This window comes from Stenotrophomonas sp. ZAC14A_NAIMI4_1 (assembly GCF_003086915.1).
In the GTDB taxonomy this organism is placed as follows: domain Bacteria; phylum Pseudomonadota; class Gammaproteobacteria; order Xanthomonadales; family Xanthomonadaceae; genus Stenotrophomonas.
Map to the genome: position 1 here is coordinate 762,657 of NZ_CP026002.1, position 23,771 is coordinate 786,427.

At 67.2% G+C, this 23,771-nt stretch carries 24 protein-coding genes; 9 read left to right on the forward strand and 15 right to left on the reverse strand.

Annotation, left to right across the window (positions count from 1 at the left end):
- Positions 1 to 153: 153 nt before the first annotated feature.
- Both C1926_RS03410 and C1926_RS03415 read left to right on the forward strand, forming a co-directional pair.
- The gene (locus C1926_RS03410) at positions 154 to 366 is read left to right on the forward strand and encodes a hypothetical protein (RefSeq protein WP_108758256.1); all 213 of its coding nucleotides are present in this window, start codon (positions 154 to 156) and stop codon (positions 364 to 366) included.
- Positions 363 to 626 (forward strand): hypothetical protein, encoded by a 264-nt coding sequence (locus tag C1926_RS03415; protein WP_108758257.1) that lies wholly within the window; start codon positions 363 to 365, stop codon positions 624 to 626. Before C1926_RS03410 ends, C1926_RS03415 begins: the two co-directional genes overlap by 4 nt.
- A gap of 61 nt (positions 627 to 687) precedes the next feature.
- Here C1926_RS03415 and gstA read toward each other — a convergent pair whose 3' ends face one another.
- Positions 688 to 1,290, reverse strand: coding sequence for a glutathione transferase GstA (gene gstA / locus C1926_RS03420; RefSeq protein WP_108758258.1), 603 nt, complete (start codon positions 1,288 to 1,290; stop codon positions 688 to 690).
- Between the two features lie 125 nt (positions 1,291 to 1,415).
- On the opposite strand from gstA, the gene C1926_RS03425 reads away from it, so the two are divergent.
- On the forward strand, positions 1,416 to 2,312 hold the full coding sequence (locus C1926_RS03425) for a LysR family transcriptional regulator (protein WP_254057363.1): 897 nt from the start codon (positions 1,416 to 1,418) through the stop codon (positions 2,310 to 2,312).
- Here the strand turns inward: C1926_RS03425 and C1926_RS03430 are convergent.
- From C1926_RS03430 to purB, 7 genes are all read right to left on the reverse strand, one after another.
- On the reverse strand, positions 2,304 to 2,681 hold the full coding sequence (locus C1926_RS03430; RefSeq protein ID WP_159095028.1) for a hypothetical protein: 378 nt from the start codon (positions 2,679 to 2,681) through the stop codon (positions 2,304 to 2,306). The two genes, C1926_RS03425 and C1926_RS03430, sit on opposite strands and share 9 nt — an antisense overlap.
- Positions 2,682 to 2,891: 210 nt before the next feature.
- The gene (gene lpdA / locus C1926_RS03435) at positions 2,892 to 4,328 is read right to left on the reverse strand and encodes a dihydrolipoyl dehydrogenase (RefSeq protein ID WP_108758261.1); all 1,437 of its coding nucleotides are present in this window, start codon (positions 4,326 to 4,328) and stop codon (positions 2,892 to 2,894) included.
- Positions 4,329 to 4,391: 63 nt separating this feature from the next.
- On the reverse strand, positions 4,392 to 5,594 hold the full coding sequence (sucB, locus tag C1926_RS03440; RefSeq protein ID WP_108746993.1) for a dihydrolipoyllysine-residue succinyltransferase: 1,203 nt from the start codon (positions 5,592 to 5,594) through the stop codon (positions 4,392 to 4,394).
- 40 nt (positions 5,595 to 5,634) lie between these two features.
- On the reverse strand, positions 5,635 to 8,466 hold the full coding sequence (locus tag C1926_RS03445; RefSeq protein ID WP_108758262.1) for a 2-oxoglutarate dehydrogenase E1 component: 2,832 nt from the start codon (positions 8,464 to 8,466) through the stop codon (positions 5,635 to 5,637).
- A gap of 186 nt (positions 8,467 to 8,652) precedes the next feature.
- Complete coding sequence (locus C1926_RS03450; RefSeq protein WP_108758263.1) at positions 8,653 to 9,555, reverse strand: GNAT family N-acetyltransferase; 903 nt, start codon at positions 9,553 to 9,555, stop codon at positions 8,653 to 8,655.
- 3 nt (positions 9,556 to 9,558) lie between these two features.
- A complete protein-coding gene (locus C1926_RS03455; RefSeq protein WP_079222424.1) occupies positions 9,559 to 10,974 on the reverse strand; it encodes a cupin domain-containing protein in 1,416 nt (471 codons plus the stop codon).
- Between the two features lie 741 nt (positions 10,975 to 11,715).
- Positions 11,716 to 13,083 (reverse strand): adenylosuccinate lyase, encoded by a 1,368-nt coding sequence (gene purB, locus C1926_RS03460; protein WP_108758264.1) that lies wholly within the window; start codon positions 13,081 to 13,083, stop codon positions 11,716 to 11,718.
- A 232-nt stretch (positions 13,084 to 13,315) separates the two neighbouring features.
- Here purB and C1926_RS03465 point away from each other — a divergent pair, with 232 nt between their 5' ends.
- The gene (locus tag C1926_RS03465) at positions 13,316 to 14,755 is read left to right on the forward strand and encodes a class II fumarate hydratase (protein ID WP_079222422.1); all 1,440 of its coding nucleotides are present in this window, start codon (positions 13,316 to 13,318) and stop codon (positions 14,753 to 14,755) included.
- Positions 14,756 to 14,812: 57 nt separating this feature from the next.
- Here C1926_RS03465 and C1926_RS03470 read toward each other — a convergent pair whose 3' ends face one another.
- The 7 genes from C1926_RS03470 to C1926_RS03500 all read right to left on the reverse strand — a co-directional run bounded on the left by C1926_RS03470 (position 14,813) and on the right by C1926_RS03500 (position 19,410).
- Positions 14,813 to 15,238, reverse strand: a complete 426-nt coding sequence (locus C1926_RS03470) for a hypothetical protein (protein WP_108746988.1) — start codon at positions 15,236 to 15,238, stop codon at positions 14,813 to 14,815.
- 106 nt (positions 15,239 to 15,344) lie between these two features.
- A complete protein-coding gene (locus C1926_RS03475; protein WP_108746987.1) occupies positions 15,345 to 15,962 on the reverse strand; it encodes a hypothetical protein in 618 nt (205 codons plus the stop codon).
- Positions 15,963 to 15,993: 31 nt separating this feature from the next.
- Positions 15,994 to 16,881, reverse strand: coding sequence for a DUF2807 domain-containing protein (locus C1926_RS03480; RefSeq protein ID WP_079222419.1), 888 nt, complete (start codon positions 16,879 to 16,881; stop codon positions 15,994 to 15,996).
- A gap of 21 nt (positions 16,882 to 16,902) precedes the next feature.
- On the reverse strand, positions 16,903 to 17,928 hold the full coding sequence (locus C1926_RS03485; RefSeq protein WP_108758265.1) for a hypothetical protein: 1,026 nt from the start codon (positions 17,926 to 17,928) through the stop codon (positions 16,903 to 16,905).
- On the reverse strand, positions 17,925 to 18,800 hold the full coding sequence (locus C1926_RS03490) for an ABC transporter ATP-binding protein (RefSeq protein ID WP_108746985.1): 876 nt from the start codon (positions 18,798 to 18,800) through the stop codon (positions 17,925 to 17,927). The genes C1926_RS03485 and C1926_RS03490 overlap by 4 nt, the downstream gene beginning before the upstream one ends.
- Positions 18,797 to 19,159 (reverse strand): GntR family transcriptional regulator, encoded by a 363-nt coding sequence (locus C1926_RS03495; RefSeq protein WP_108758266.1) that lies wholly within the window; start codon positions 19,157 to 19,159, stop codon positions 18,797 to 18,799. Before C1926_RS03495 ends, C1926_RS03490 begins: the two co-directional genes overlap by 4 nt.
- Before the next feature lie 2 nt (positions 19,160 to 19,161).
- Complete coding sequence (locus C1926_RS03500; protein ID WP_108758267.1) at positions 19,162 to 19,410, reverse strand: hypothetical protein; 249 nt, start codon at positions 19,408 to 19,410, stop codon at positions 19,162 to 19,164.
- A gap of 368 nt (positions 19,411 to 19,778) precedes the next feature.
- Between C1926_RS03500 and C1926_RS03505 the strand changes: the two genes are divergently transcribed.
- From C1926_RS03505 to C1926_RS03525, 5 genes are all read left to right on the forward strand, one after another.
- A complete protein-coding gene (locus tag C1926_RS03505; protein ID WP_108758268.1) occupies positions 19,779 to 20,366 on the forward strand; it encodes a glutathione peroxidase in 588 nt (195 codons plus the stop codon).
- Between the two features lie 96 nt (positions 20,367 to 20,462).
- Positions 20,463 to 21,440, forward strand: coding sequence for an FKBP-type peptidyl-prolyl cis-trans isomerase (locus C1926_RS03510; protein WP_108758269.1), 978 nt, complete (start codon positions 20,463 to 20,465; stop codon positions 21,438 to 21,440).
- Between the two features lie 22 nt (positions 21,441 to 21,462).
- Positions 21,463 to 22,812, forward strand: coding sequence for a UDP-glucose/GDP-mannose dehydrogenase family protein (locus C1926_RS03515; protein WP_108758270.1), 1,350 nt, complete (start codon positions 21,463 to 21,465; stop codon positions 22,810 to 22,812).
- Entirely contained in the window at positions 22,805 to 23,044 is a 240-nt protein-coding gene (locus C1926_RS03520; protein WP_079222411.1) for a SlyX family protein, read from the forward strand. The genes C1926_RS03515 and C1926_RS03520 overlap by 8 nt, the downstream gene beginning before the upstream one ends.
- Positions 23,045 to 23,054: 10 nt before the next feature.
- On the forward strand, positions 23,055 to 23,741 hold the full coding sequence (locus tag C1926_RS03525; RefSeq protein ID WP_108758271.1) for a DUF2058 family protein: 687 nt from the start codon (positions 23,055 to 23,057) through the stop codon (positions 23,739 to 23,741).
- Positions 23,742 to 23,771: the final 30 nt, after the last annotated feature.

A 23,771-nucleotide genomic window follows, 5' to 3' on the forward strand; every position in this document is an offset into this window, starting at 1 on the left:
TACTGCCAGCGGCGGCACGGGGCCATGCCCGGCGACCGCCGCTGCACCGGGTTTCATCGCCCCCAGCCCGGTTTCGTCGCAATCCGTTTGCGGCGGCCGCGGGCGCGCGGCACGGTGGTCACAGGCGGCAGGGTGCCGCCCAAGGAGACCGTCATGAAGACCTTGTTCGCGCTGGGCGTGTGGTGCCTGCTGTTCGTGCTGTGCTGGCCGTTGGCGCTGCTGGCGCTGATTGCCTGGCCGTTCGTCTGGCTGCTGAGCCTGCCGTTCCGCCTGGTCGGCATCACCTTCTCGGCGTTGTTCGCCTTCCTGCGTGCGCTGTTCATGCTGCCGGCCCGCGTGCTGTGCGGCCGTGCGGTGGCGGCATGAAGGTGCTGCTGCTGGTTGCCCTGGCGGCGCTGGCCGGCCCGGCACTGGCGCAGTCGCCGGCACCGTCCTCGGCGTGGTTGGAGCGCCAGCAGACGGCCGCTGCCGATGAGGCGGATGCGGCCGGGTCCAGGTCTGCGAAAGCGCCCGAGGCCAAGGAGCGCTGTCGGGTCGTGAAGCAATGGAAGGTGGGGGACACCGTGGTCAAGCATCGCGTGTGTGAGGACGCGCCAAAGCCCGCAGCGCCCGCCCGGCAGGGGTAGAGCCGAGCCTGCGCTCGGCTGCTTTTTTGCATCAGCCGCCGAGCATGGGCTCGGCGCTACATCAGGCCGCCTCGGCGCGCAGCGCCGCCTGCACCGCCGGGCGCGCATTGATCCGGCGCACGTAGGCGTCCAGCGCCGGCCACGCCGCAAGGTCGATGGCAAAGAAGCGGCACCAGCCGAGCACGGTGAACAGATAAGCGTCGACCACGCTGAAGGCGGCGCCCATCAGGTAGTCCTGTGCCGCCAGCGTCTCCTGCAGCAGGTCGAAGCGCTTGAACAGCTTCTGCCGGAAGATGGCCTTGGCCTCGTCCGGCAGCGCCGCATTGAACAGCGGCGCCGAGCCGGCGTGGATCTCGCTGGTCACGAAGTTCAGCCATTCCTGCAGCCGCACGCGCTGCCAGCTTGCAGGTGGCGGCGCCAGGCCGCTGTCCGGCCGCAGATCGGCCAGGTACTGGACGATGGCCGGGCCTTCGCCGAGCACCTGTCCGTCATCCAGTTCAAGTGCCGCGACATAGCCCGTGCGGCTGATGGTGCGGAAATCGCGGCCATCGCTGGTGCGCTTGGTCGCGTTGTCGACCTTCACCAGTTCGAAGGGAAGGCCGAGTTCGCGCAGCACGATATGGGGCGAGAGCGAGCAGGTCCAGGGTGCGTAGTACAGCTTCAAGGGGAGCCTCCGGTGGCAGGGAAATGGCAGGGGCCTGCCGATCCAGGGCAGTCTGCCCAGCTGGAGCGCGGTGGTAAAATTAATGTTCGACTTCATTGCCATAAGTTGAGCTACTGCATCACATGATGAATCTCGCGCATTGGCGGTTGCTGGTCGCCGTGGCCGACGAGGGCACGATCTCGCGCGCGGCTGACCGCGTCGGCATCACCCAGTCCGGCGCCAGCCAGGCCATCGGCCAGCTGGAGGCCACACTCGGCTTCCCGGTGTTTGTCCGCGAGCGCCGCCAGGTGGATGTCACGGCGCTGGGCCAGCAGGTGATCGATCACGCGCGGCGCATGCTGGACGGCCTGCAGGCCATCCGCGCGCTGGCCGACGACAGCCAAGGGCTGAGCGGTGCGCGCATCCGCCTGGCAACGTTTCCCTCGATCGTTTCGACCGTGCTGCCAACGCTGCTGCGCGACTTCCAGCGCCGCCACCCGGCCATCGAAGTGGTGGTGCTGGAGGGCACCGACGAGGAGGTCGAACAGTGGCTGGCTTCGGGTGCGGTCGAGGTGGGCGTGGTGCTGAACCCTGCGTCCGCGCGATTGCCGTTGGCCCTGGGGAGCGATGCGTGGGTGGCGGTACTCGCGCAGGCGCATCCGCTGGGGCGGCGCGCCACCGAGCGCGGAGTCGCGCTGGAAGAACTGGCTGCCGAGCCCTTCATCCTCGCCACAGGCGGGTGCACGGTGAATGGCCAGCGGCTGATGGAGGACGCTGGCCTGCAACTGACCGACGTGCGGATCACGGTGCGCGACTGGGCCAGCGCCTGCGTGCTGGTGCGCGAGGGCCTGGGCGTTTCGCTGGTGCCCGAATCGACGCTGCCGTTGGATCGTCAGGGGCTGCGGGTGCTGCCCGTCACCCCGGGCATCCGCCGCGCGTTCGGCCTGGTCTGTTCTCCGGCGGCGCCCGCATCGCGGGCCACGCAGGTCTTCATGCAGGTGCTGGGCGCGGCGGCTGCCGCCAGCGCGTCCGGATCAGCGTGAGCCCGCTGCCGGCGGTGCAGGGACGACCTGCTGCTGGCCATCGCTGTACATCATCATGATCTTCTCGCCGCGGTAGGGCAGCACGACTTCGGGCCGCCACGGATCGCCCTTGGGCGAGGTGGCCTTGGCCGTGACAGTGCAGCTGCTGTCCTTGACGCCGCAGCGGCGGATGGCGATCTGCAGGGTGCCGTCGGCGGAGCGGTAATCGACGCCAGGTGAGTGGAACAGGGTTTCGCCCGGCATGCTGTAGCGGATCCGGATCTGGTTGGCGCCGAGCGGGCTCACTTCAACCGGTTGCACCGAGGCCCTGCGGTAGTCGCCTTCCAGCGGTTCGGCTGCGCAGGCCAGCAGCGGAACCAAGGTTGCCATCAAGATCACCGCAGCGGTGCGCGACGTGCGGGCGAGGGGAGTCGAACGCATGGGCTTTCCTTCCTTGGTCAGATGCCCCGATCATTGAACCGCAGCATTGCAGGGTCAAGACACGCGGCGCTGTTGCGCGCAACCAAAAACCCCGCCGAAGCGGGGTTTTTGGTTTGCAGGCGAGTGCCGACCAACGGTCGGCACCTACCGTGATGCAGATCAGTTCGCCTTGTGGATGGCGCGCTTGCTGACCGCCATCGCCGCGTCGTGGATCACTTCCGACAGCGACGGGTGGGCGTGGCAGATGCGGGCCAGGTCATCGGCCGAGCCGCTGAACTCCATGGTCAGCACGCCTTCGTGCACCAGCTCGGAGACGTTGGCGCCGACCAGGTGCATGCCGAGGATGCGATCGGTTTCGGCATGGGCCAGGATCTTCACGAAACCTGCCGGCTCGATCATCGCCACGGCGCGACCGTTGGCGGCGAACGGGAAGCTGCCGGCCTTGTACGGAATGCCTTCGGCCTTCAGCTGCGCCTCGGTCTTGCCGACCCAGGCCAGTTCCGGCTCGGTGTAGATGACCCACGGGATGGTGTCGAAGTTGACGTGGCCCGGCAGGCCGGCGATCAGTTCGGCAACCGCGATGCCTTCCTCGAAGCCCTTGTGCGCCAGCATCGGGCCGCGCACGCAGTCACCCACTGCCCAGACGCCGTTGACGCCGGTGTGGCAGTGCGCGTCGACTTCGATCTGGCCACGCTCGTCGACCTTCACGCCGGTGCCTTCGGCCAGCAGGCCCTTGGTGGCGGCGCGACGGCCGACGGCCACCAGCAGCTTGTCCACGGTCAGGGTCTTCTCGCCTTCGCTGTCGGTGTAGGTGACAACGACTTCCTTCTTCTTGCCCTCGCCGGTGATCTCGGTCTTGGAGACCTTGGCACCGAGGCGGATGTCCAGGCCCTGCTTCTTGAATTCCTTGGCAGCGGTCTTGGCCACTTCGGCGTCGGCCACGGCCAGGAACTCCGGCAGTGCTTCCAGGATGGTGACTTCAGCGCCCAGGCGCTTCCACACGCTGCCCAGTTCCAGGCCGATGACGCCGGCGCCGATCACGGCCAGGCGGTTCGGCACTTCGGTGAAGTCCAGGCCGCCGACGTTGTCGACGATCACGTCGCCGTCGAACTTGGCGAACGGCAGTTCGATCGAATCCGAACCGGCGGCGATGATGACGTTGGTGCCCTTCAGTTCGACTTCCGAACCGTCGTGCTGCTTCACCTTGACCACGTTGCCCGGCTGCAGTTCACCGAAACCGTAGTAGGTGGCGACCTTGTTGGCCTTGAACAGCATGGCGATGCCGCCAGTGAACTGCTTGACGATCTTGTCCTTGCGGCCAACCATCGCTTCGACGTCGATCTTGGCATCCTTGAAGCTGATGCCGTGGTCGCCAAAGATGTGGCCCATGTTCCAGAACTGGCGCGAGGAATCCAGCAGCGCCTTGGACGGGATGCAGCCCACGCGCAGGCAGGTGCCGCCCAGTGCCGGCTTGCCGTCCTTGCCCAGCGCTGCGTCGATGCAGGCGGTCTTCAGGCCCAGCTGTGCCGCGCGGATGGCAGCGTGGTAACCGGCCGGGCCTGCACCGATGACGACGACGTCGAATTGTTCAGCCATTGAATTATTCCTTGATGCATTACCAGAACCCCTCCGCGCGGGCGCGGAGGGGCGGGAGGTCTCTTACAGGCCGAACAGCATGCGGCCCGGGTTTTCCAGCTGGTTCTTGATGTCCACCAGGAACTGCACCGAGTCCTTGCCATCGATGATGCGATGGTCGTAGGACAGGGCCAGGTACATCATCGGCGCGATCACGACCTGGCCGTTCTGGGCGATCGGACGCTCCTTGATGGCGTGCATGCCCAGGATGGCGCTCTGCGGCGGGTTGATGATCGGGGTCGACAGCAGCGAACCGAAGGTGCCGCCGTTGGTCACGGTGAAGGTGCCGCCCTGCAGTTCGTCCAGGCCCAGCTTGCCGTCACGCGCCTTCTTGGCGTAGTCGGCAATGGTCTTTTCGATGTCGGCGAACGACATGCGCTCGACGTTGCGCAGGACCGGGGTGACCAGGCCCTTCTCGGTGGACACGGCGATCGAGATGTCCGAGTAGCCGTGGTAGATGATGTCGTCGCCGTCGATCGAGGCGTTGACCAGCGGGAAGCGCTGCAGGGCGTTGGCAGCGGCCTTCACGAAGAAGCTCATGAAGCCCAGCTTGATGCCGTGTGCCTTGACGAACTCGTCCTGCAGGTCCTTGCGCGCGGCCGACACCTTGGACAGGTCGACTTCGTTGAAGGTGGTCAGCATGGCGGTGGAGTTCTTCGACTCCATCAGGCGCTCGGCGATGCGCTTGCGGATGCGGGTCATCGGCACGCGTTCTTCCGGACGTGCGCCACCGGCCTTGCCGGCGCCGCCGTTGCGGGCGAAGTTGACGATGTCTTCCTTGGTCACGGCGCCGCGACGGCCGGTGCCGTCGACGTCAGCCGGGTTCACGCCTTCGGTGATGGCGGTGAAGCGGGCACCCGGCGGCAGGGTGTCGGCAGCCGACTTGGCAGCCGGGGCCGGAGCGGCGGCAGCGGCCGGAGCAGCGGCGGCCGGGGCAGCGGCTGCAGCCGGAGCGGCTTCAGCGGCCGGAGCCGGGGCAGCAGCCACGGCGCCTTCTTCGATGATCGCCACGACCTGGCTGGAGGTCACGGTGTCGCCTTCCTTGAACTTGATCTCCTTGATCACGCCATCGACCGGCGACGGCACTTCCAGGACGACCTTGTCGGTTTCCAGGTCAAGCAGGTTTTCGTCGCGCTTGACGGCGTCGCCCACCTTCTTGTGCCAGGTGGCGATGGTGCCGTCGGCGACGGATTCGGGCAGTACCGGGGCTTTGACTTCGGTGGCCATTGCGGGAGCTTCCTGGTTTGTCTTCTAAATAGGGGGAGGGTTATTCAGCGAACGTGTCGTTGAACGGGTTGACCAGTGCATCGGCGACCAGCTGCTGCTGTTCGCGGACGTGGTCAGCCATGTGACCGGCAGCCGGCGAAGCCGAACGTGCGCGACCGGCGTAGTGCAGGTTCTGGCCCTCGGCCAGGCAGAACTGCAGGTGGTGGCGGATCTGGTACCACGCACCCTGGTTCTGCGGTTCTTCCTGCGTCCACACCACGTCGGTGGCCTTGCCGTACTTCTTCAGTTCGGCGGCCAGCAGCGCACGCGGGAACGGGTACAGCTGTTCCACGCGGATGATCGCCACGTCGTCCTGGCCACGCTTGGTCTGGTCTTCCAGCAGGTCGTAGTAGACCTTGCCCGAGCACAGCACCACGCGCTTGACCTTCTTGGCATCGGCATTGGCATCGCCGATCAGGTGCTGGAACTCGCCGTTGGCCAGCTCGTCCAGGGTCGACACGGCCAGCTTGTGGCGCAGCAGCGACTTGGGCGACATCACCACCAGCGGCTTGCGGGTGGTCAGGTGCTGCTGGCGGCGCAGCATGTGGAAGGCCTGGGCCGGGGTGGACGGAACCACGACCAGCATGTTCTCCAGCGCGCACAGCTGCAGGAAGCGCTCCAGGCGCGCCGAGCTGTGTTCCGGGCCTTGGCCTTCATAACCGTGCGGCAGCAGCAGGGTCAGGCCGGTGATACGGCCCCACTTGGCTTCGCCGGCGGCGATGAACTGGTCGATCACCACCTGGGCGCCGTTGGCGAAGTCGCCGAACTGGCCTTCCCAGATGCACAGGGTGTTGGGATCGGTGGTCGAGAAACCGTACTCGTAGGCCATCACCGCTTCTTCGCTCAGCAGCGAATCGATGATGGTGGCCTTCTCCGGCGAATCCACCAGCTGCCGCAGCGGCAGGTAGTAGTTGTCGGTCTTCTGGTCGTGCAGGATCGCGTGGCGGTGGGTGAAGGTGCCGCGGCCGACGTCCTGGCCGACCAGGCGCAGGGCATTGCCCTCGTCCAGCAGGGTGGCGTAGGCCAGGTTCTCGGCAAAGCCCCAGTCGCCCGGGATATCGCCGGCGGCCATCCTGCGGCGGTCGTCGTAGACCTTCGACACGCGCGAGTGCAGCTGCACTTCTTCCGGCACGGTGTTGATCAGCTTGGCCAGCTCGACCAGCTTGTCCTTGTCCACCTTGGTGGAGATCTCATCGGACAGCTTGCCTTCCAGCAGCTTCGGCCAATCGACGAACAGCGGGCTGGTCGGCGGGGTCTTCTCGACCTTGGCCAGTTCGGTGGTCACTTCGCCACCGTCCAGCTTGTCGCGGTACGCATCGACCATCGCCTTGCCGGCGCCGGCGGCGATCACGCCTGCCTTTTCCAGCTGCTCGGCGTACAGCTCGCGGGTGGTCGGGTGCTTGCGGATCACCTGGTACATCAGCGGCTGGGTGATCGCCGGTTCGTCGGCCTCGTTGTGGCCCCAACGGCGGTAGCACATCAGGTCGATGACCACGTCCTTGGCGAACTTCTGGCGGAACTCGAAGGCCAGCTGCGCGGCGAACACGACCGCTTCCGGATCATCGCCGTTCACGTGCAGCACCGGTGCGGCGATCATCTTCGCCACGTCGGTGGCATAGCGCGTGGAGCGCGTATCCAGCGGGTTGGAGGTGGTGAAGCCGACCTGGTTGTTGACCACGATGTGCACGGTGCCGCCGACGGCGAAGCCGCGGGCCTGCGACATCTGGAACAGCTCCATGACCACGCCCTGGCCGGAGAAGGCCGCGTCGCCGTGGATGAGGATCGGCATGACCTGCTTGCGGGCGGTGTCCTTGCGGCGCTCCTGGCGCGAACGCACGGAACCGGCAACCACCGGGTCGGCGATTTCCAGGTGCGACGGGTTGAACGCCAGCGCCAGGTGCACCGGGCCACCGTCGGTGGCCACGTCGGCCGAGAAGCCCATGTGGTACTTCACGTCGCCGGCCGAGGCGTGCTCGTCGTGCTCGAACTTGCCTTCGAACTCGTCGAACAGCTTGCGCGGGTTCTTGCCGAGGGTGTTGACCAGCACGTTCAGGCGGCCGCGGTGGGCCATGCCGACGACCACGTCCTTGACGCCATCCTTGCCGGCGCTGCGGATGATGGTGTCCATCATCGGGATCAGCGAGTCGCCGCCTTCCAGCGAGAAGCGCTTCTGGCCGACGTACTTGGTGTGCAGGTAGCGCTCGAGGCCTTCGGCGGCGGTCAGGCGCTCCAGCGTGCGGCGCTGGGTGTCAGCGTCCAGCTGGTAGTTGCCACCGGCCAGTTCCAGCTTCTTGTAGATCCACTGGCGCTGCTCGACTTCGGCGATGTGCATGAACTCTGCACCGATCGAGCCGGTGTAGGTCGCCTTCAGGCGTGCCAGCAGGTCACGCAGCTTCATGCGCGGCTGGCCGCCGACGCCGCCGGTGCTGAACTCACTGTTGAGATCGCCGTCGGACAGGCTGTGGAACGGCAGGCCCAGGTCCGGGGTGTTGACCGGCGTGGTCAGGCCCAGCGGGTCCAGGCGCGCGTCGAGGTGGCCGCGCGAGCGGTAGGCAGTGATCAGACGACCGACATTGCGCTCACGCTCGTCGCCTGCACCCGTGCCGGTGCCGGCTTTCAGCGCATCCTTGGCCGCGTCCGCGATGTGGGAGATGACGGCCGAGTGCGGAATGTCGCCTGCTTCACGGCCCTTGAAGCCGTCGAAGTAGGTTTTCCATTTGGGATCGACACTATCCGGGGAGACCAGGTACTGCTCGTACAGGTCCTCGACATAGGAGGCGTTGCCGCCGGCGAGTTGCGAAGATTGCGCAAACTGCTTCAGTTGATTGTCCACGATGGAGGGTGCTGATTCGCTTTGTGGGGTATGGCTTCAGAAGGACCCTGCAGGAAAATGAATAGCCCTGCACGGGCGCGTTCAAACGGCCAAATTGTACCCCCATCCGGACACGAAGGGGCACCGCCAACGGCATTGCGCGTCCCCCGGTGTCGCTCCCAGACAGGTTTGTCCGGGACAGCGCGCTCAGATGCCGAGCGCGCGCAGTTCGCTGCAATCGCGCGAACGGTCCCAGACGCGCTGCAATTGCTGCTCGAACGGCTGCGAACGTGCGGGCAGCGCGATCCCGGCTTCGCCGTCCAGCCGATGGCCGATAAGACGAAAGTAGAAGTCGCCCGCGTCATTGACCAGGCAGGCCGAGGCCAGCGCACGGTCGATCGGATCGCTGACCTCGCGGAACTGGATCACACTGGGCAGGCGCTGGGCCAGCGCCAGCAGCGGGGAACCGGCAGCAGCAATCGCCGCCGCGTCGTGCACGATCACCCGCAATTGCTTGTCGTGGCGGGCGGTGACGAAGCGGCGCAGGGCCGCCTGCACCGGCGCTGCATCGAGCAGGCCGGGGTCGAGCTGGCGGCTGTGCAGCCACAGCTGGCGCCGCGCCCGGTGGATGATGGCGGTGGTGATGGCCACGGCCTCGGCGCGGCTGTCGATGGCGCTGGCCACGCCCAGCCGGCGGCGCATCTGCTGGTGGCCGATGCCGGCCTCCTCGAAGACCGCACCTTCGGGCAGGAAGCCCTGGCGGGCGTAGAAATCACGGGCCGGCAGCTGCGCATGCAGGTGCACCTCGGCCAGGCCGAGCGCGCGCCCGGCCTCGACCAGTGCGTCCAGCAGGGCCTCGCCGATCCCCTGGTTGCGGTGGCTGGCCAGCACCGCCATGCGGCCGATGCGGCCATCGGGAGCGAGCCGGCCGGTGCCGACCGGCTGGCCATCGGCGTCCAGGGCCAGCGCGTGGGCGCTGACCGGGTCCAGCGCATCACGCTCAAGCTCGGCCGCGATGCCTTGTTCCTGCACGAATACCCGCTGCCGCACGTCGTGGATGGCGGCGTGGGCGTCGGCGTGGTTGACCTGCTGGACCCGGATGGTGGCCATGGCTCAGGCGCGGCCGTCGTTGCTGTCGTCTTCGTCGTGGTCTTCGAAGTTGACGATGACCTCGATGCCGTCGTCGTGCACGTTTACGGTGTGCACGTCGTCGGAGACCACCTCGTCGTCGAGCTCGGCCACCTGGTCGTGGCCTTCGACCACTTCGCCCAGCACCGCGGCATCCTCGCCTTCGTCCTCGTCCTCGGCGTCAAACACCTCGTTCGGGTCGATCAGTTGGAACACGCCGCCGACCAGCAGCTGCTGCAGCACCGCGCGGCCCTTGTCGGACAGGCCACGATAGGCCGCCGCGTCCATCTGCTCGGCGCCGGCCAGGCGCTGTGCGTCCTTCACCGGCAGGGCGAAATCCTGGCCGCTGACATACAGGCTGGCGCCGCGCTTGGCTCGGCGCCAGGCCAGGCGTGCCCACGGATGGCGCTGCAGCAGCAGGCCCGAAGCCAGCGCCTGCACCACTTCTTCCGGTGCCGGTGCCGCCTGGTGGGCCATCACTTCGCCCGCCGCGCGGTAGGTGGTGATGAAGCGGCCGAACCAGTCGCCCAGCTTGTCCGGGTCGTTCATGCGGATGGCGTTGAGCGCGGTGATCACCCGTGCCATCGCCACCGTATCGATTTCGTTCGGATCGGCCGGGACCTTCAGGTCGGGATCCTGGTAACGGATGTTCTCGTCGGCATCGGCGATGAGCGTGTCCAGGTAGTCGCTGATCAGCTCGGCCGAGGCCGGCGCACGCATGCCGAAGGAGAAGGTCAGGCAGGGGTCTTCGGCCACGCCGTGGTGCGGCACGTTCGGCGGCAGATACAGCATGTCGCCCGGCGCCAGCACCCAGTCGTGGGTCGGCTTGAACACCTGCAGCAGCTTCAGTTCCACGTCCGGGCGGAAGCCCAGCGGGGGCCGCTTGCCCTTGATCGATTCGCTGGCGTCGATCTGCCAGCGGCGGTGGCCGTGGGCCTGCAGCAGGAACACGTCGTACTGGTCGACGTGGGCACCGACCGAGCCACCGGTGGCGGCGAAGCTGATCATCACGTCATCCATGCGCCAGCGCGGCAGGAAGCTGAAGTGCTCGATCAGGGCGCGCACGTCCGGGTCCCACTTGTCGACGTCCTGCACGAGCAGGGTCCAGTCGCGGTCGGGCAGGGCGGGGAACACCTCTTCCTGGAACGGGCCGCTGCGCACGCGCCAGCCGTCCTGGGCCTTGTCGTGCTGGATCAGGCGCGCCAGCACGCCTTCCTCGCAGGCCAGCCCGGCCAGGTCTTCCGGCTGCACCGGGGTCTGGAAATCGGGGAAGGCATTGCGGATCAGCAGCGGGCGCTTCTGCCAGAAGTCGCGCAGGAACGTGGCCGGGGCCATGCCCAGCGGCTTGCCGGGGCGGGCGGTGACTTCGATGAGGGGAGCGGTGGACTTGCGGGCGGCCATGGGGGATTCCTTGCAGCGGAAAGCGGGAGGGGCGGCGTGGCGGGCCGCCTGAGATCTCCATTGTCCGCCGTTCGTGGGGATTGCGCACGTGCGCGGGTTTGTCGCGGGGGTTCCGGCCAACGGCGGAGCCCCTCGTGGCGGGCTTTTGTAGGGTCGACTGTTAGTCGACCGGCTTCATGGGCTGGGCCGGGCGGGTGGGCTGCGCGGGGGACGCCGTGAACCCATCCCTGGGGGCTTGGCCGCGGCATCCATGCCGCGGACACCCCCGCGCAGCCCACCCGCCCGGCCCCTGACAGTTTCCTGCGCGGCCCGCCACGGAATGGAAGAAGAAAAGCAAAGGCAACAGCGGGTCGCGCGCTGCGCTTGCTCGTGTAGAGCCGAGCCCACGCTCGGCTTGCCGTTGTCCCCGAGAAAGGCAGCCGAGCGTGGGCTCGGCTCTACAACGGCGCCGAAAAACAAAGAGGGACGCGGCGAAGCCGCGTCCCTCTTTCAAATTCCGTCCCGACAACCCAATGCTCTTCGATCCGTCACCGGGAATCTGTCAGGGGTGGGGCGGGTTGGGTTCGCGGGACCGCAGGCGCCATGGATGGCGCCTACGAGCCCCCATGGATGGGTTCACGGCGTGTCCCGCGAACCCAGCCCGCCCCACCAAGCAAGGCATAACCCAGAGCCGCCTTTGACGTTGCTGTTGCTGTTGCCTGCCGCAGGCAGCGCCCGCGGCCGCCGCCGCAAAGGAACCCCTCAGATCTTGCGAGCCAGCGCCTCAGCCAGACCCGTGTAGCTGCCCGGGGTCATCTCACGCAGCGACTGCTTGGCATCCTCCGGCAGCGCCAGCGTCTCCACGAACGCCCGCATCGACTCCGCCGTGATGCCCTGGCCACGGGTCAGCGCCTTCAGCTGCTCGTACGGGTTCGGCAGGCCGTGGCGGCGCATCACCGTCTGCACGGCCTCGGCCAGCACTTCCCAGGCCGCGTCCAGATCGGCATCCAGGCGCTGCGGGTTCACTTCCAGCTTGCCCAGGCCCTTGGCCAGCGAATCCAGCGCCACCTGGCCGTGGCCGAAGGCGGTGCCCAGTGCGCGCAGCACCGTGGAATCGGTCAGGTCACGCTGCCAGCGGCTGATCGGCAGCTTCGCGCTGAAATGCTCGAACAGCGCGTTGGCGATGCCGAAGTTGCCCTCGGCATTCTCGAAATCGATCGGGTTCACCTTGTGCGGCATCGTCGACGAACCGACTTCGCCTTCCTTCAGGCGCTGCTTGAAGTAGCCCAGCGAGATGTAGCCCCAGATGTCGCGGGCCAGGTCGATCAGGATGATGTTGGCGCGGCGCGCGGCATCGCCGATCTCGGCGATGTTGTCGTGCGGCTCGATCTGCGTGGTGTACGGGTTGAACACCAGGCCCAGGCTGGTCACGAAGCGCTCGGCGAAGGCCGGCCAGTCCACGTCCGGGTAGCTGGCCACGTGGGCGTTGTAGTTGCCCACCGCGCCGTTGATCTTGCCGGTCAGCTCGACCGCGGCGATCTGCCGGCGCTGGCGCTCCAGGCGGGCCACCACGTTGGCCAGCTCCTTGCCCAGGGTGGTCGGCGAGGCGGTCTGGCCGTGGGTGCGCGACAGCATCGGCTGTGCGGCCTGGGCGTGGGCCAGGGTGCGCAGGGTGGCGGCGACGCCGTCCAGGCTCGGCAGCAGCACTTCGCGGCGGGCCTGTTCCAGCATCAGGCCGTAGCTGAGGTTGTTGATGTCTTCGCTGGTGCAGGCGAAGTGCACGAACTCCAGCGCCGGGGCCAGCTCGGCGTCGTCCTTCAGCTGCTCCTTGATGAAGTACTCCACCGCCTTGACGTCATGGTTGGTGGTGCGCTCGATCTCCTTCACGCGCGCGGCCTGGGCCGGGGTGAGGTTGGCGGCGAGGGCACGCAGGCGGGTGGTGGCCGCCTCGGAGAACGCGGCCAGTTCGACGATGCCCGGCTCGGCGCCCAGGGCCAGCAGCCATTCGACTTCGACCGTGATGCGGGCCTTGATCAGGCCGTATTCGGAGAAGATCGGGCGCAGGGCGTCGACCTTGCCGGCATAACGGCCATCGAGCGGGGACAGGGCGAGCAGGGCGTAATCGGACATGTCGGCAGGGCTGGGGCGAGCGGCGGGGGCCATATTCTACGACGCTGCGGGCTGCCGCGCTTCGGCGTTGCCGGCCAGCGGCCGGCACTACCGGTCGGACGGTGCAACCCATCGGCGGCGTCCCATGCTTCGGACAAGGGAGTATCGTTGGCATAGCCGCCAGCCCCGGGAAGCGACCCGCTGCCAGCCGCCGCTTCCCTTTCCCCAACAGAAGTAGTGCGGAGTTGATGCAATGAGCAAAGCTGCAAGCAAGGGTGGAACCGCGACGTTCCGTATCGAACACGACAGCATGGGCGAACTGCAGGTACCTGCCGACGCCCTGTGGGGCGCGCAGACCCAGCGTGCCGTGGAGAACTTCCCGGTCTCGGGCCAGCGCATGCCGCGCGGTTTCATCCGCGCCCTGGGCCTGGTGAAGGGCGCTGCCGCCGGCGTCAACGCCGAGCTGGGCCACCTGCCCAAGGTCGTGGCCAAGGCCATCCAGGTGGCTGCCGCCGAAGTGTCGGCCGGTCAGTGGGACGCGCATTTCCCCATCGACGTTTACCAGACCGGTTCGGGCACCTCCTCGAACATGAATGCCAACGAGGTCATCGCCACCCTGGCCAACCGTGCCGGCAAGGCGGGCAAGACCGTGGTGCACCCCAACGACCACGTCAACCAGGGGCAGAGCTCCAACGATGTGATCCCGACGGCATTGCGCGTGTCGGCGGTGCTGGCCGTGCATGAGCATCTGCTGCCGGCGCTGGTGCACCTGCGCAAGACCCTGGACAAGAAGGGCCGCAGCCTGCGCAAGGTGGTCAAGACCGGCCGCACCCACCTGATGGATGCGATGCCGCTGACCTTCGAGCAGGAATTTGGCGCCTGGTCCGCGCAGCTGGCCTCGGCACAGGAGCGCATCGAAGACAGCCTCAAGCGCGTGCGTCGCCTGCCGCTGGGCGGCACCGCCATCGGCACCGGCATCAATGCCGATCCGCGCTTCGGCGAGCAGGTGGCCAAGGCCCTCAAGCAGCAGACCGGTGTCAAGTTCGACAGCGCGGCGAACAAGTTCGAAGGCCTGGCCGCGCAGGATGATGCCGTGGAACTGTCCGGCCAGCTCAATGCCCTGGCCGTGGCCCTGATCAAGATCGCCAACGACCTGCGCTGGATGAACGCCGGTCCGCTGGCCGGGCTGGGCGAGATCGAACTGCCGGCCCTGCAGCCGGGCAGCTCGATCATGCCGGGCAAGGTCAACCCGGTCATTCCCGAGGCGACCGTGATGGCCTGCGCGCAGGTGATCGGCCACCACACCGCGATCACCGTGGCCGGGCAGACCGGCAACTTCCAGCTCAATGTCACCCTGCCGCTGATCGCGGTTAACCTGCTGGATGGCATCGGCCTGCTGGCCAACGTGTCCGTCCTGCTGGCCGACAGCGCGATCAAGGGGCTGAAGGTGCGCGAGGACCGTGTGGCCGAGGCGCTGGCGCGCAATCCGATCCTGGTGACCGCGCTGAACCCGATCATCGGCTATGAGAAGGCGGCGGCCATCGCCAAGCGGGCCTACAAGGAACAGCGCCCGGTGCTGGATGTGGCGCTGGAGGACAGTGGCCTGGACGAGGCCGAGCTGCGCCGCCTGCTGGACCCGACCGCGCTGACCGCCGGTGGCATCCAGGCCGGTGGTGGTGGTGCCGGCGGCTGATCTGGCGGCATCCACGCATCAAACGAAAACGCCGCCCCTGGGGCGGCGTTTTTCGTATCAGCGACGGTCGGCGACGATGTTGCCGAACGTCTCGGTGTAATCCTTGAACTCCGGGATGGCCTGCACCAGGTCCGGCGGAATCACCTCCATGCCCTCCGGTGGCTGGATCTTCACCGGCTGCATGTTCGGATCGGCCGGGGCCGCCACCAGGGTGTTCTGGCGCAGCACCTGCAGCTTGCCGAACATGGTCTGCAGCATCTGCCGCTGGCCATCGTTCAGCGGGATCTGGATCTCGTCCACCTTCATCGTGCCGTCGGGCAGGATGATGATGTTCGGCGCCGGCTGGCGGCGCACCGTCACCATGCTTTCGCTGACGGAGATCTTGGGCTTGCCGCGCTCGGCGCGGTGGTTGCGGTAGTCCTGGTCGCAGCCGGCCAGGCCCAGGCAGAGCAGGGCGACCAGCAGCAGCAACAGCTTTTTCATGGCGGTTCTATCGGGTGCATCGGGGGCCGCCATTGTAAGCCCGGGCGGCCCGCCACGGCCGGCAACGGGTCAGGTTGCCGGCCGGGTGCGGCGAAGTGTCACAGGGTCAGCGGTTGACCACGGTGTTGGTGTTGCAGTCGTCGATGTCGCGCTGGTCCATGGTGGCGTAGGGCTGGAACGCCGGCAGGTCGCGGGCCAGTGCCTGCTGGCTGGCCAGCATCGCCGGCAGCCGGTTGCACAGCTGCTTGGCCTGGGCTTCGATCTTCTCGGCCTCGGCATTGATGCGCTTCTCGATACCGTCGGTGTCGCCACTGAACACGCCCTTGATCGCTTCGCTGGCGGCGCTGGCGCCCAGCTTGGCACCGGCCACGCCGATCTCCATGCCGTCCTGGGCGATGCCGGCGATCTGGCCGCGATAGTCCAGCAGCTGGCGACGCTGTGCCGGCGTGGTCTCCACTTCCTTGCCGGCGATCAGCAGGCGGCCATCCGGGGTGATCTCCGCACGCGGCTGCTTGTCCGAGGAAATCTTGATGTTGCCCTTGGCGATTTCCTCGCGGGCCTTGTCGGTGGCTTCCTTGACGCTCTTGCCGATCTCGCCGGTGGCATCGGCCACGGCCTTGCCCGGCGACGTGTCCGACGGCGAAGAGGAAGACGAAGACGTACCGCCACAGGCGATCAGCGGCAGGCACAGCAGGACGGCAGGCATCAGGCGCAGCAGGTTCATTGCGTTCCCCTCAAGGCAATGGATGGATGGCTTACTTGCCGCGCGGCAGGGTGACCTTGCCGCCGATGTCGCGATGGCGGACGTCGCCGCTGCCACTGTGGTCGACGGTCAGGTTGCCGCCGGCGCCGTTGACGGTGATGTCGCCCGAGCCGTGGCTGCGCACGTGCACGTTGCCGCCGGTCTGGTCGATGTCCACGTCGCCGGAGCCGACCACGCCGATCTCCACGTTGCCCTTCACCTGGCGGAAGCCGATGTCGCCCGAGCCGACCGTTTCCAGCCGCGCGTTGCCGCGCACGTCGCTGATCTTCAGGTCACCCGAACCGACGGTGCCGACCACGGCGTCGCCGCCGATGTTGCGGGCCTTGACATCGCCCGAACCCAGCGACAGCAGGTTCAGCGATGCGGCGCCGTCGATGTCCAGGTCGCCCGAGCCGACCGCAGCATGCACGCTGCCCCGCGTGCCGCGGGCGATGCCATCACCGGAGCCGACATCCATGCTCAGCGACTGCGCGTTGTCCACGCTGGCATCGCCGGAACCGATGCGGAACTGCAGCGGCAGGTTGTCCGGCACGCTGCCACGGATGTCCAGCCAGGCATGGAAGTTGCCCAGGCTGATGCCGGGCCGGCTGTCACGGCGCAGGCTGACCACCAGCTTGTCGCCTTCGCGGCGCTGGTCCAGCCGCAGCTGGTCCAGCAGCTCCTGGCTGGACGCGCAGGCGCGGCCTTCCAGCTGGCCACCGCCGGCATTGGCGACCACCTTCAGGTCGTGCTGGTTGACCTCGAACACCACGGCCTTGGCACCGGCCGTGTCCAGCTTCAGCGAGCGCGGCGCGGAAAGCTTGCAGTTCGGTGCGTCGGCGGCCTGCACCGACAGTGGCAACAGCAGCAACAGGGCACTACAGGCGAGCAGGGTACGCATGGTGGTCTCTCCGGGAAGGGATCAGATTTCGCCGGCGCGCTTGCGCAGGCGGATGGCCAGGATGATGAAGGCGACGCCGAACGCTGCACCGATCCACAGATCGGGCATGGCCAGGGTCTTCAGCTGCTCGGCCGGGCTCATCAGCGCGGCCAGCGACTCGACGTTCTTGGCCTTGTCGTTCGCGCTGAGGCGGTAGACCAGGTCCACGCCGGGCACCGTGCCCAGCAGCAGGCGGGCGACGATGTGCTGCCAGAACCAGCCGGTGGTCATGTCGAACAGATGCATCAGCTTGGTGGTGCTGACGATGATGCCGGCGAACAGCGGCAGCATGACCGCCCACAGGAACGGCTTGCTCTTGGCCCAGGCCGAGCACAGCAGCAGCCAGCCGGCGGTCGGCAGCGCCCAGAGCGCGTACACCGGGATGGCGGTCAGCAGGCCGGCGCTCAGGGTCAGCGGGCTGGCCGGGCCCCAGATCAGGGTGGTCGCGCTGCCGCCGTGGGTGACCGCGACGATGCTGATGATCAGCAGGAAGCCGAACATGGTGGCGACGGCGGCCAGGGTGGCCACCAGCGGCGCGATGACCAGGGCGCTGATCACCTTGGACAGCACGGTCTGGGTGTCCGACAGCGGCAGCGACTTCCAGAACAGGATGCTGCGGTCGCGGCGGTCGTCGTAGAGGGCGCCCAGGCAGTAGAAGAACACCACGAAGGCCAGCACCAGGAAGGGCCAGGTGGAGCTGAGCAGCAGGGTCAGGTCCAGGCCGTTGCCGAGGTCGGCCATGTCCTTGGCGCTGATCTTCTGGGTCAGCAGGGCCAGGTCCAGGCCGTTGATGTTCACGTCCTCGCCATCGACGTGCAGGCCGCCGTCGCGGGCGGCGCGGTGCAGGGCGAACAGGCCCAGGCCGATGCCCACCGCGCTCATCAGCAGCGAGACGATGCCGGCGATCAGCGGGGCGTACAGGAAGCCGCCGCGGTTCTCCCAGTATTCGCGCTTGAGCAGCCAGCGCAGGGTGCCTGCGGGGCTGACCGGATGGTTGACGGCATTCATGCGTAGGTCCCCTTCATGACAGCGACGAACAGATCGGCCAGGCCCGCGTTGCGGGTCTCGCCCAGGGTGGAAAGCTGGCTGCGCGGCACGCCGTCAAACAGCAGCACGGTCTTGCCGAAGGCCTGGGCGCGCTCGTCGATCGGCTTCAGTGCGCGGGCGGTTTCCAGCTGGTCTGCACCCACCAGCAGCTCGGTGTAGCGTTCGCCCACCTCGTCCATCTCCGCGCTGAGGACCACGCGGCCATCGCGGATGAACATCACGTCGCTGAGGATGTGCTCGATCTCTTCCACCTGGTGGGTGGTGACGATGATCGTCTTCTGCTCGTCGAAGTAGTCCTCCAGCAGGCGCTGGTAGAACTCCTTGCGGTACAGGATGTCCAGGCCAAGGGTCGGCTCGTCCAGCACCAGGATGCGGGCGTCGATGGCCATCACCAGGGCCAGGTGCAGCTGCACGATCATGCCCTTGGACAGCTCGCGCACGCGCTGCTTGGGCTGCAGCTTGGTGTTGGCCAGGAAGCGTTCGCAGCGGGCGCGGTCGAAGCGCGGGTGCACGCCGGCCACGAAATCGATGGCCTCGCGCACCTTCAGCCAGCGCGGCAGCACGGCCACGTCGGCGATGAAGCAGATGTCCTTCATCAGTTCATCGCGGTGCGCCCGTGGGTCGCGGCCCAGCACCGACAGCTCGCCCTCCACCGAGGTCAGGCCGAGGATGGCCTTCAGTGCGGTGGTCTTGCCGGCGCCATTGGGCCCGATCAGGCCGACGATGCGGCCTGCCGGAATGGAGAAGCTGGCGTTGTCGAGGGCAACGGTGTTCTTGTAGGCCTTGCGCAGGCCCTTGGCGGTGATGACGGCTTCGCTTGCGACGGTACTCATCGGATCTTCCCCTGGGGCAGCAATTCGTCGAGGCTCAGGCCCAGGCGCTGGATGCGCTCCAGGACCACCGGCCATTCTTCATTGAGGAAGCGCTCGCGCTCGCTGCTGCGCAGCTGCGTGGCGGCCTGCTCGGTCATGAACATGCCCAGGCCGCGGCGCTTCTCGACCAGGCCTTCATCGGCCAGTTCCTGGTAGGCGCGCGAAACGGTGATGGGATTGAGCTGGTAGTCGGCGGCCACCTGGCGCACCGAAGGCAGGGCGTCGCCCGGCTTGAGGATTCCGTCGAGCATCATGGCGATCACGCGCTCCTTCAGCTGGCGGTAGATGGGAGCGCCGTCGCTCCACTGGATGTCGCTCATATTCAGCTCCGTGGGGTCAGCGGCTGTGCGAACGAGAAGTACGGCATGGACAGGGAGCTGTGCAGCCGACGCGGGGGAGGGGGAGAGGGTTCGGCGTTCCCGGCCGTGAAGGGTGCTGCGTCCTGCGGGGTGTTGTCGGGGGAGGAGGAGGGCGCCGGCGGTGCCGGCAGGGCCAGCCAGAGCAGGGCCAACAGCGTGGATACGGCCGTGACCGCAGGGGCGGCATGGCGGCGTCGCATCTGGATGTTCATGGTTTCCCCCTGTCTCAGGTGACTGGTGTTGTATGCAACTATAACACCGGCACGCTGTCGTGCAAGACCCGCTGCAACCCAACTGATGGCAGGGGTGGTCACACTTTTGAAGCTATCGAGTCAAGTGATTGATCTGATTGGAGAACGGGCTTCGCACAGCCGTGTTTTCCGGACCCGCTTCCATTCAGCAACATCGATGCTATGTCATCGGCGGTGCGCTGGCGGGACCCAGGGACGGCAGCCGCCACGCCGCGCAAAGTGAGGCGGCCCCTGCAACGGCAGGCGCTCCGGGCCCCGGTGCTATAGTTCGGCCGATTCCCGGCCGGAGCTGGCCGGAGCCCTGAAACAGCTACCGCGGAACGACCCTCATGCCTCTGCCGATTGCTCTCCCGCGCCGCCTTCGCGGCCTGTCCCTGTTGACCGTGCTGGCCTTCGGCCTGGCCGGGTCGGCCAGCGCCCTGGCCGCCGATCTGCTTGATGTGAGCTACCGCCCGTTGGCCGGCAAGCAGCAGGTCAACCTGGAAAAGCGCTACCACGGCCAGGTGCTGCTGGTGGTCAACACCGCCAGCAAGTGTGGCTACACCCCGCAGTACGAAGGCCTGGAGGCGCTGCACAAGCAGTACGCCAGCAAGGGCTTTGCCGTGCTCGGCTTCCCGTCGAATGATTTCAAGGGCCAGGAGCCCGGCGATGAGAAGCAGATCCAGGATTTCTGCACGCTGACCTACGGCGTCAAGTTCCCGATGTTCGAGAAGGTGCACGTGGTCGGTGCCGAGGCCACGCCGCTGTACCAGCGCCTGACCGCCGCCACCGGCGTTGCCCCGGGCTGGAACTTCCACAAGTACCTGGTGGGCCGCGATGGCAAGGTCATTGCCCAGTTCGCCAGCAAGGTCACTCCGGATGATCCGCAGCTGAAAGCGGCCATCGACAAGGCGCTGGCTGCGCCGGCCACCCATTGAATGACGGCACGCGCGCCTCGACATCTCCGGCGTGCGTGCGACAATGATTGCTTTCGCGCCGACGTCGGCGCCCAGACACTTCCAGGAATGCAGCGAATGAAGATGGGAATGCGCGGCGCAGCGGCGTCGGTTCTGATTCTGGCGATGGGCACCTCTGGTGTTGCCCTGTCGCAACAACCGGCCGCACCGGCGGCCGCCAAGGAGACCGCAACCTTGAATTCCCCCAAGCAGAAGCTCGGCTACGCCATCGGTCTGGATGTGGCCAAGTCGTTCGCACCGATCGCCGATGAAATCGACGTGGCCGCACTGCGCACCGCCGTCGAGCGTTCGTTCGAAGGCCTGCAGCCGCAGATCACCCAGGACCAGGCCAAGGCCACCGACGCGGCCCTGCGCCAGGTCGTGATGGCCCGCAGCGGTCAGCAGGTTCCGGGCATGGCACCGGGCTCGCAGCCGGCCAAGGTCGACCGCGTCAAGGTCGCTCAGATGATCGGTTCCTACTCGGTCGGCCCGTCGCTGGCGCAGCTGAAGGACGACATCGATACGGCCTCGCTGTTTGACGCGATCAGCACCGCTCTGAGCAAGGGCCAGCCGAAGATGACCGAAGCTGACGCGACGGCCACCATCCAGTCGTTCATGAGCACCAAGCAGGCTGAAATGCAGGCCAAGGCCGCCCAGGCTGCGCAGACCAACCGTCAGGAAGGCAACGCGTTCCTGGCCAAGAACAAGACCCAGCCGGGCGTGGTGACCACCGCCTCGGGCCTGCAGTACCAGGTGATCCGCCCGGGTAGCGGCGAGCGCCCGCTGCCGAGCAGCAAGGTGCGCGTGAACTACGAAGGCAAGCTGCTGGACGGCACCGTGTTCGACAGCTCCGCCAGCCGTGGCCCGGCCGAGTTCGGCCTGGACCAGGTCATCAAGGGCTGGACCGAGGGCGTGGCCCTGATGCCGGTCGGTTCCAAGTACCGCTTCTGGATCCCGGGCGACCTGGCCTATGGCGAGAACGGCACCCCGGGTGGCCCGATCGGCCCGAACGCCACGCTGACCTTCGACGTCGAGCTGCTGGGCGTTCTGCCGTAAGCCCCCAGGAGTCAGCACGGACATGCGCGTTGCGATTTTCGGTACCGGCTACGTCGGTCTGGTGACAGGGACCTGCCTGGCCGATGCCGGCCACCAGGTGGTCTGCGTGGATATCGACCAGGCCAAGGTGGACGGCCTCAACCAGGGCATCATCCCGATCTACGAGCCGGGCCTGGAGCCGATGGTGAAGGCCAACCATGCCGCGTCGCGGCTGGCGTTCACCACCGATGCCGCAGCCGCCATCGACCATGGGCAGGTGGTGTTCATCGCCGTCGGCACGCCGCCGGACGAGGATGGCAGCGCCGACCTGCAGTACGTGCTGGCCGTGGCCCGCACCATCGGCCGGCACATGAGCGTGCCGACCGTGGTGGTGAACAAGTCGACGGTGCCGGTGGGCACCGCCGACAAGGTGCGTGCAGCGATCGCCGCCGAGCTTTCCGCGCGTGGTGCGGACATCGCCTTCGACGTGGTGTCCAACCCCGAGTTCCTGAAGGAAGGCGATGCGGTGGCTGACTGCATGCGCCCGGACCGCATCATCATCGGCGCCACCAGCGCCGAATCGGTGGCGGTGATGCGCCGCCTGTATGCACCGTTCAACCGCAACCACGACCGCGTGGTGGAAATGGACGTGCGTTCGGCCGAGCTGACCAAGTACGCGGCCAACGCGATGCTGGCGACCAAGATTTCGTTCATGAACGAAATCGCCAACATCGCCGAGCGCGTCGGCGCCGACATCGAGCAGGTCCGCCAGGGCATCGGCTCGGACCCGCGCATCGGCTGGCACTTCATCTACCCGGGCGCCGGTTACGGTGGCTCGTGCTTCCCCAAGGATGTGCAGGCGCTGGCCAGCACCGCGCAGCAGTACGGCCTGGAGCCGAAGCTGCTCAACGCCGTCGAAGCGGTCAATGATGCGCAGAAGGGCCATCTGTTCGAACTCATCCAGCGCCATTACGGCACGGATGCGGGCGCCAGCCTGCGTGGGAAGACGTTTGCGGTGTGGGGCCTGGCCTTCAAGCCCAATACCGACGACATGCGCGAGGCATCCAGCCGCCGCCTGCTGGCCCAGCTGTGGGACGCCGGTGCGACGGTGCGTGCCTACGACCCGGAAGCCACCCATGAAGCGCAGCGCATCTTCGGGCAGCGCGACGACCTGGTGTTCTGCGGCAGTGCCGACGAGGCCCTGCAGGGCGCCGCTGCGGTGGTCGTGGTGACCGAGTGGAAGCAGTTCCGCAGCCCCGATTTCCAGGCGCTGCGTTCGCAGCTGAAGGACGCGGTGGTGTTCGATGGCCGCAACCTGTACGACCCGTCCGAGGTCGAGGCTGCCGGCTTGGCTTATTACGGCATTGGCCGGGGGCGTTCGTTGCATGTCTGAGTTGCCGAGTGAACGTGAGCAGGCGCTGGAAGCGCGCCTGGTCGAACTGGAGATGCGCGTGTCCTTCCAGGAACACGCGCTGGCCGAACTGAGCGATGCGCTGGCCGCTGCAAGCATGCAGGGCAGCCGCAATGCCGATGTGCTGCGCGTGCTGCTGGAAGACCTGGGCAAGGTCCGCAACGCATTGAATTCTTCCGATCCGGCGAGCGAACCGCCGCCGCCGCACTACTGATCCGATTCCTATGAGCGATACCCTCCGCGACCAGCTGATGGGCCTGGGCTTCAAGCCGGCACCCAAGCCCGAGCGCAAGAACGATGCCCCCCGCCGTGATGGCCGCCCGCAGGGCAAGGGTGGCAATGGCAATGGCAATGCAAGGCCGCAGGGCGCTGGCAAGGGCGAACACAAGCCCGGCGAGCGTCGTGGCCATGGCCGTGGTGGTGCCGGCAAGCCCGGCCCGTCGCGTGGCCCGGGCCAGCAGGGCCCGCGCAAGCCGCGCACTGCCGAAGAGATGGACCTGGCCAAGGCCTACGCCATCCGCGCGCAGAAGGAAAAAGAAGAGCGCATCGAGACCGAGCGCCTGAAGCAGGAAGAAGCGCGCCAGCGCCGCGAGGCCAAGGCCAAGCTGGAAGAACTGCTGAAGGACAAGGGGCTCAATGACGAGGCGGCCGACATCGCCCGTCACTTCCCCTACGGCGGCAAGATCAAGCGCATCTACGTGACCGCTGCGCAGCTGACCGCGCTCAATGCAGGTGAGCTGGGCGTGGTCCAGCTCAACGGCCGTTACCTGCTGGTGACCGCCGAGCTGCTGGCGCAGTCGGAGGCCGTGTTCGCCGCATCGGTGGCGCTGAAGGTCGATCCGAATGCACCGGCCGAAGAAGATCCGTATGCGGATCCGCAGTTCCAGGTGCCGGACGACCTGGTCTGGTAAGCAGGTCTGCAGGATGACGAGGAGGCCGGG

Bases quoted from the DNA above. Each gene is read 5' to 3' on its own strand.
- C1926_RS03505 (WP_108758268.1), top strand. From the start codon at position 19,779: ATGCCTCTGCCGATTGCTCTCCCGCGCCGCCTTCGCGGCCTGTCCCTG.
- C1926_RS03495 (WP_108758266.1), bottom strand. From the start codon at position 19,159: ATGAGCGACATCCAGTGGAGCGACGGCGCTCCCATCTACCGCCAGCTG.
- C1926_RS03515 (WP_108758270.1), top strand. From the start codon at position 21,463: ATGCGCGTTGCGATTTTCGGTACCGGCTACGTCGGTCTGGTGACAGGG.
- C1926_RS03525 (WP_108758271.1), top strand. From the start codon at position 23,055: ATGAGCGATACCCTCCGCGACCAGCTGATGGGCCTGGGCTTCAAGCCG.
- C1926_RS03430 (WP_159095028.1), bottom strand. From the start codon at position 2,681: ATGGCAACCTTGGTTCCGCTGCTGGCCTGCGCAGCCGAACCGCTGGAA.
- C1926_RS03415 (WP_108758257.1), top strand. From the start codon at position 363: ATGAAGGTGCTGCTGCTGGTTGCCCTGGCGGCGCTGGCCGGCCCGGCA.
- C1926_RS03480 (WP_079222419.1), bottom strand. From the start codon at position 16,881: ATGCGTACCCTGCTCGCCTGTAGTGCCCTGTTGCTGCTGTTGCCACTG.
- C1926_RS03475 (WP_108746987.1), bottom strand. From the start codon at position 15,962: ATGAACCTGCTGCGCCTGATGCCTGCCGTCCTGCTGTGCCTGCCGCTG.
- C1926_RS03410 (WP_108758256.1), top strand. From the start codon at position 154: ATGAAGACCTTGTTCGCGCTGGGCGTGTGGTGCCTGCTGTTCGTGCTG.
- C1926_RS03485 (WP_108758265.1), bottom strand. From the start codon at position 17,928: ATGAATGCCGTCAACCATCCGGTCAGCCCCGCAGGCACCCTGCGCTGG.
- C1926_RS03520 (WP_079222411.1), top strand. From the start codon at position 22,805: ATGTCTGAGTTGCCGAGTGAACGTGAGCAGGCGCTGGAAGCGCGCCTG.
- C1926_RS03490 (WP_108746985.1), bottom strand. From the start codon at position 18,800: ATGAGTACCGTCGCAAGCGAAGCCGTCATCACCGCCAAGGGCCTGCGC.
- C1926_RS03425 (WP_254057363.1), top strand. From the start codon at position 1,416: ATGAATCTCGCGCATTGGCGGTTGCTGGTCGCCGTGGCCGACGAGGGC.
- C1926_RS03470 (WP_108746988.1), bottom strand. From the start codon at position 15,238: ATGAAAAAGCTGTTGCTGCTGCTGGTCGCCCTGCTCTGCCTGGGCCTG.
- sucB (WP_108746993.1), bottom strand. From the start codon at position 5,594: ATGGCCACCGAAGTCAAAGCCCCGGTACTGCCCGAATCCGTCGCCGAC.
- C1926_RS03500 (WP_108758267.1), bottom strand. From the start codon at position 19,410: ATGAACATCCAGATGCGACGCCGCCATGCCGCCCCTGCGGTCACGGCC.
- C1926_RS03455 (WP_079222424.1), bottom strand. From the start codon at position 10,974: ATGGCCGCCCGCAAGTCCACCGCTCCCCTCATCGAAGTCACCGCCCGC.
- C1926_RS03465 (WP_079222422.1), top strand. From the start codon at position 13,316: ATGAGCAAAGCTGCAAGCAAGGGTGGAACCGCGACGTTCCGTATCGAA.
- C1926_RS03510 (WP_108758269.1), top strand. From the start codon at position 20,463: ATGAAGATGGGAATGCGCGGCGCAGCGGCGTCGGTTCTGATTCTGGCG.
- purB (WP_108758264.1), bottom strand. From the start codon at position 13,083: ATGTCCGATTACGCCCTGCTCGCCCTGTCCCCGCTCGATGGCCGTTAT.
- lpdA (WP_108758261.1), bottom strand. From the start codon at position 4,328: ATGGCTGAACAATTCGACGTCGTCGTCATCGGTGCAGGCCCGGCCGGT.
- C1926_RS03450 (WP_108758263.1), bottom strand. From the start codon at position 9,555: ATGGCCACCATCCGGGTCCAGCAGGTCAACCACGCCGACGCCCACGCC.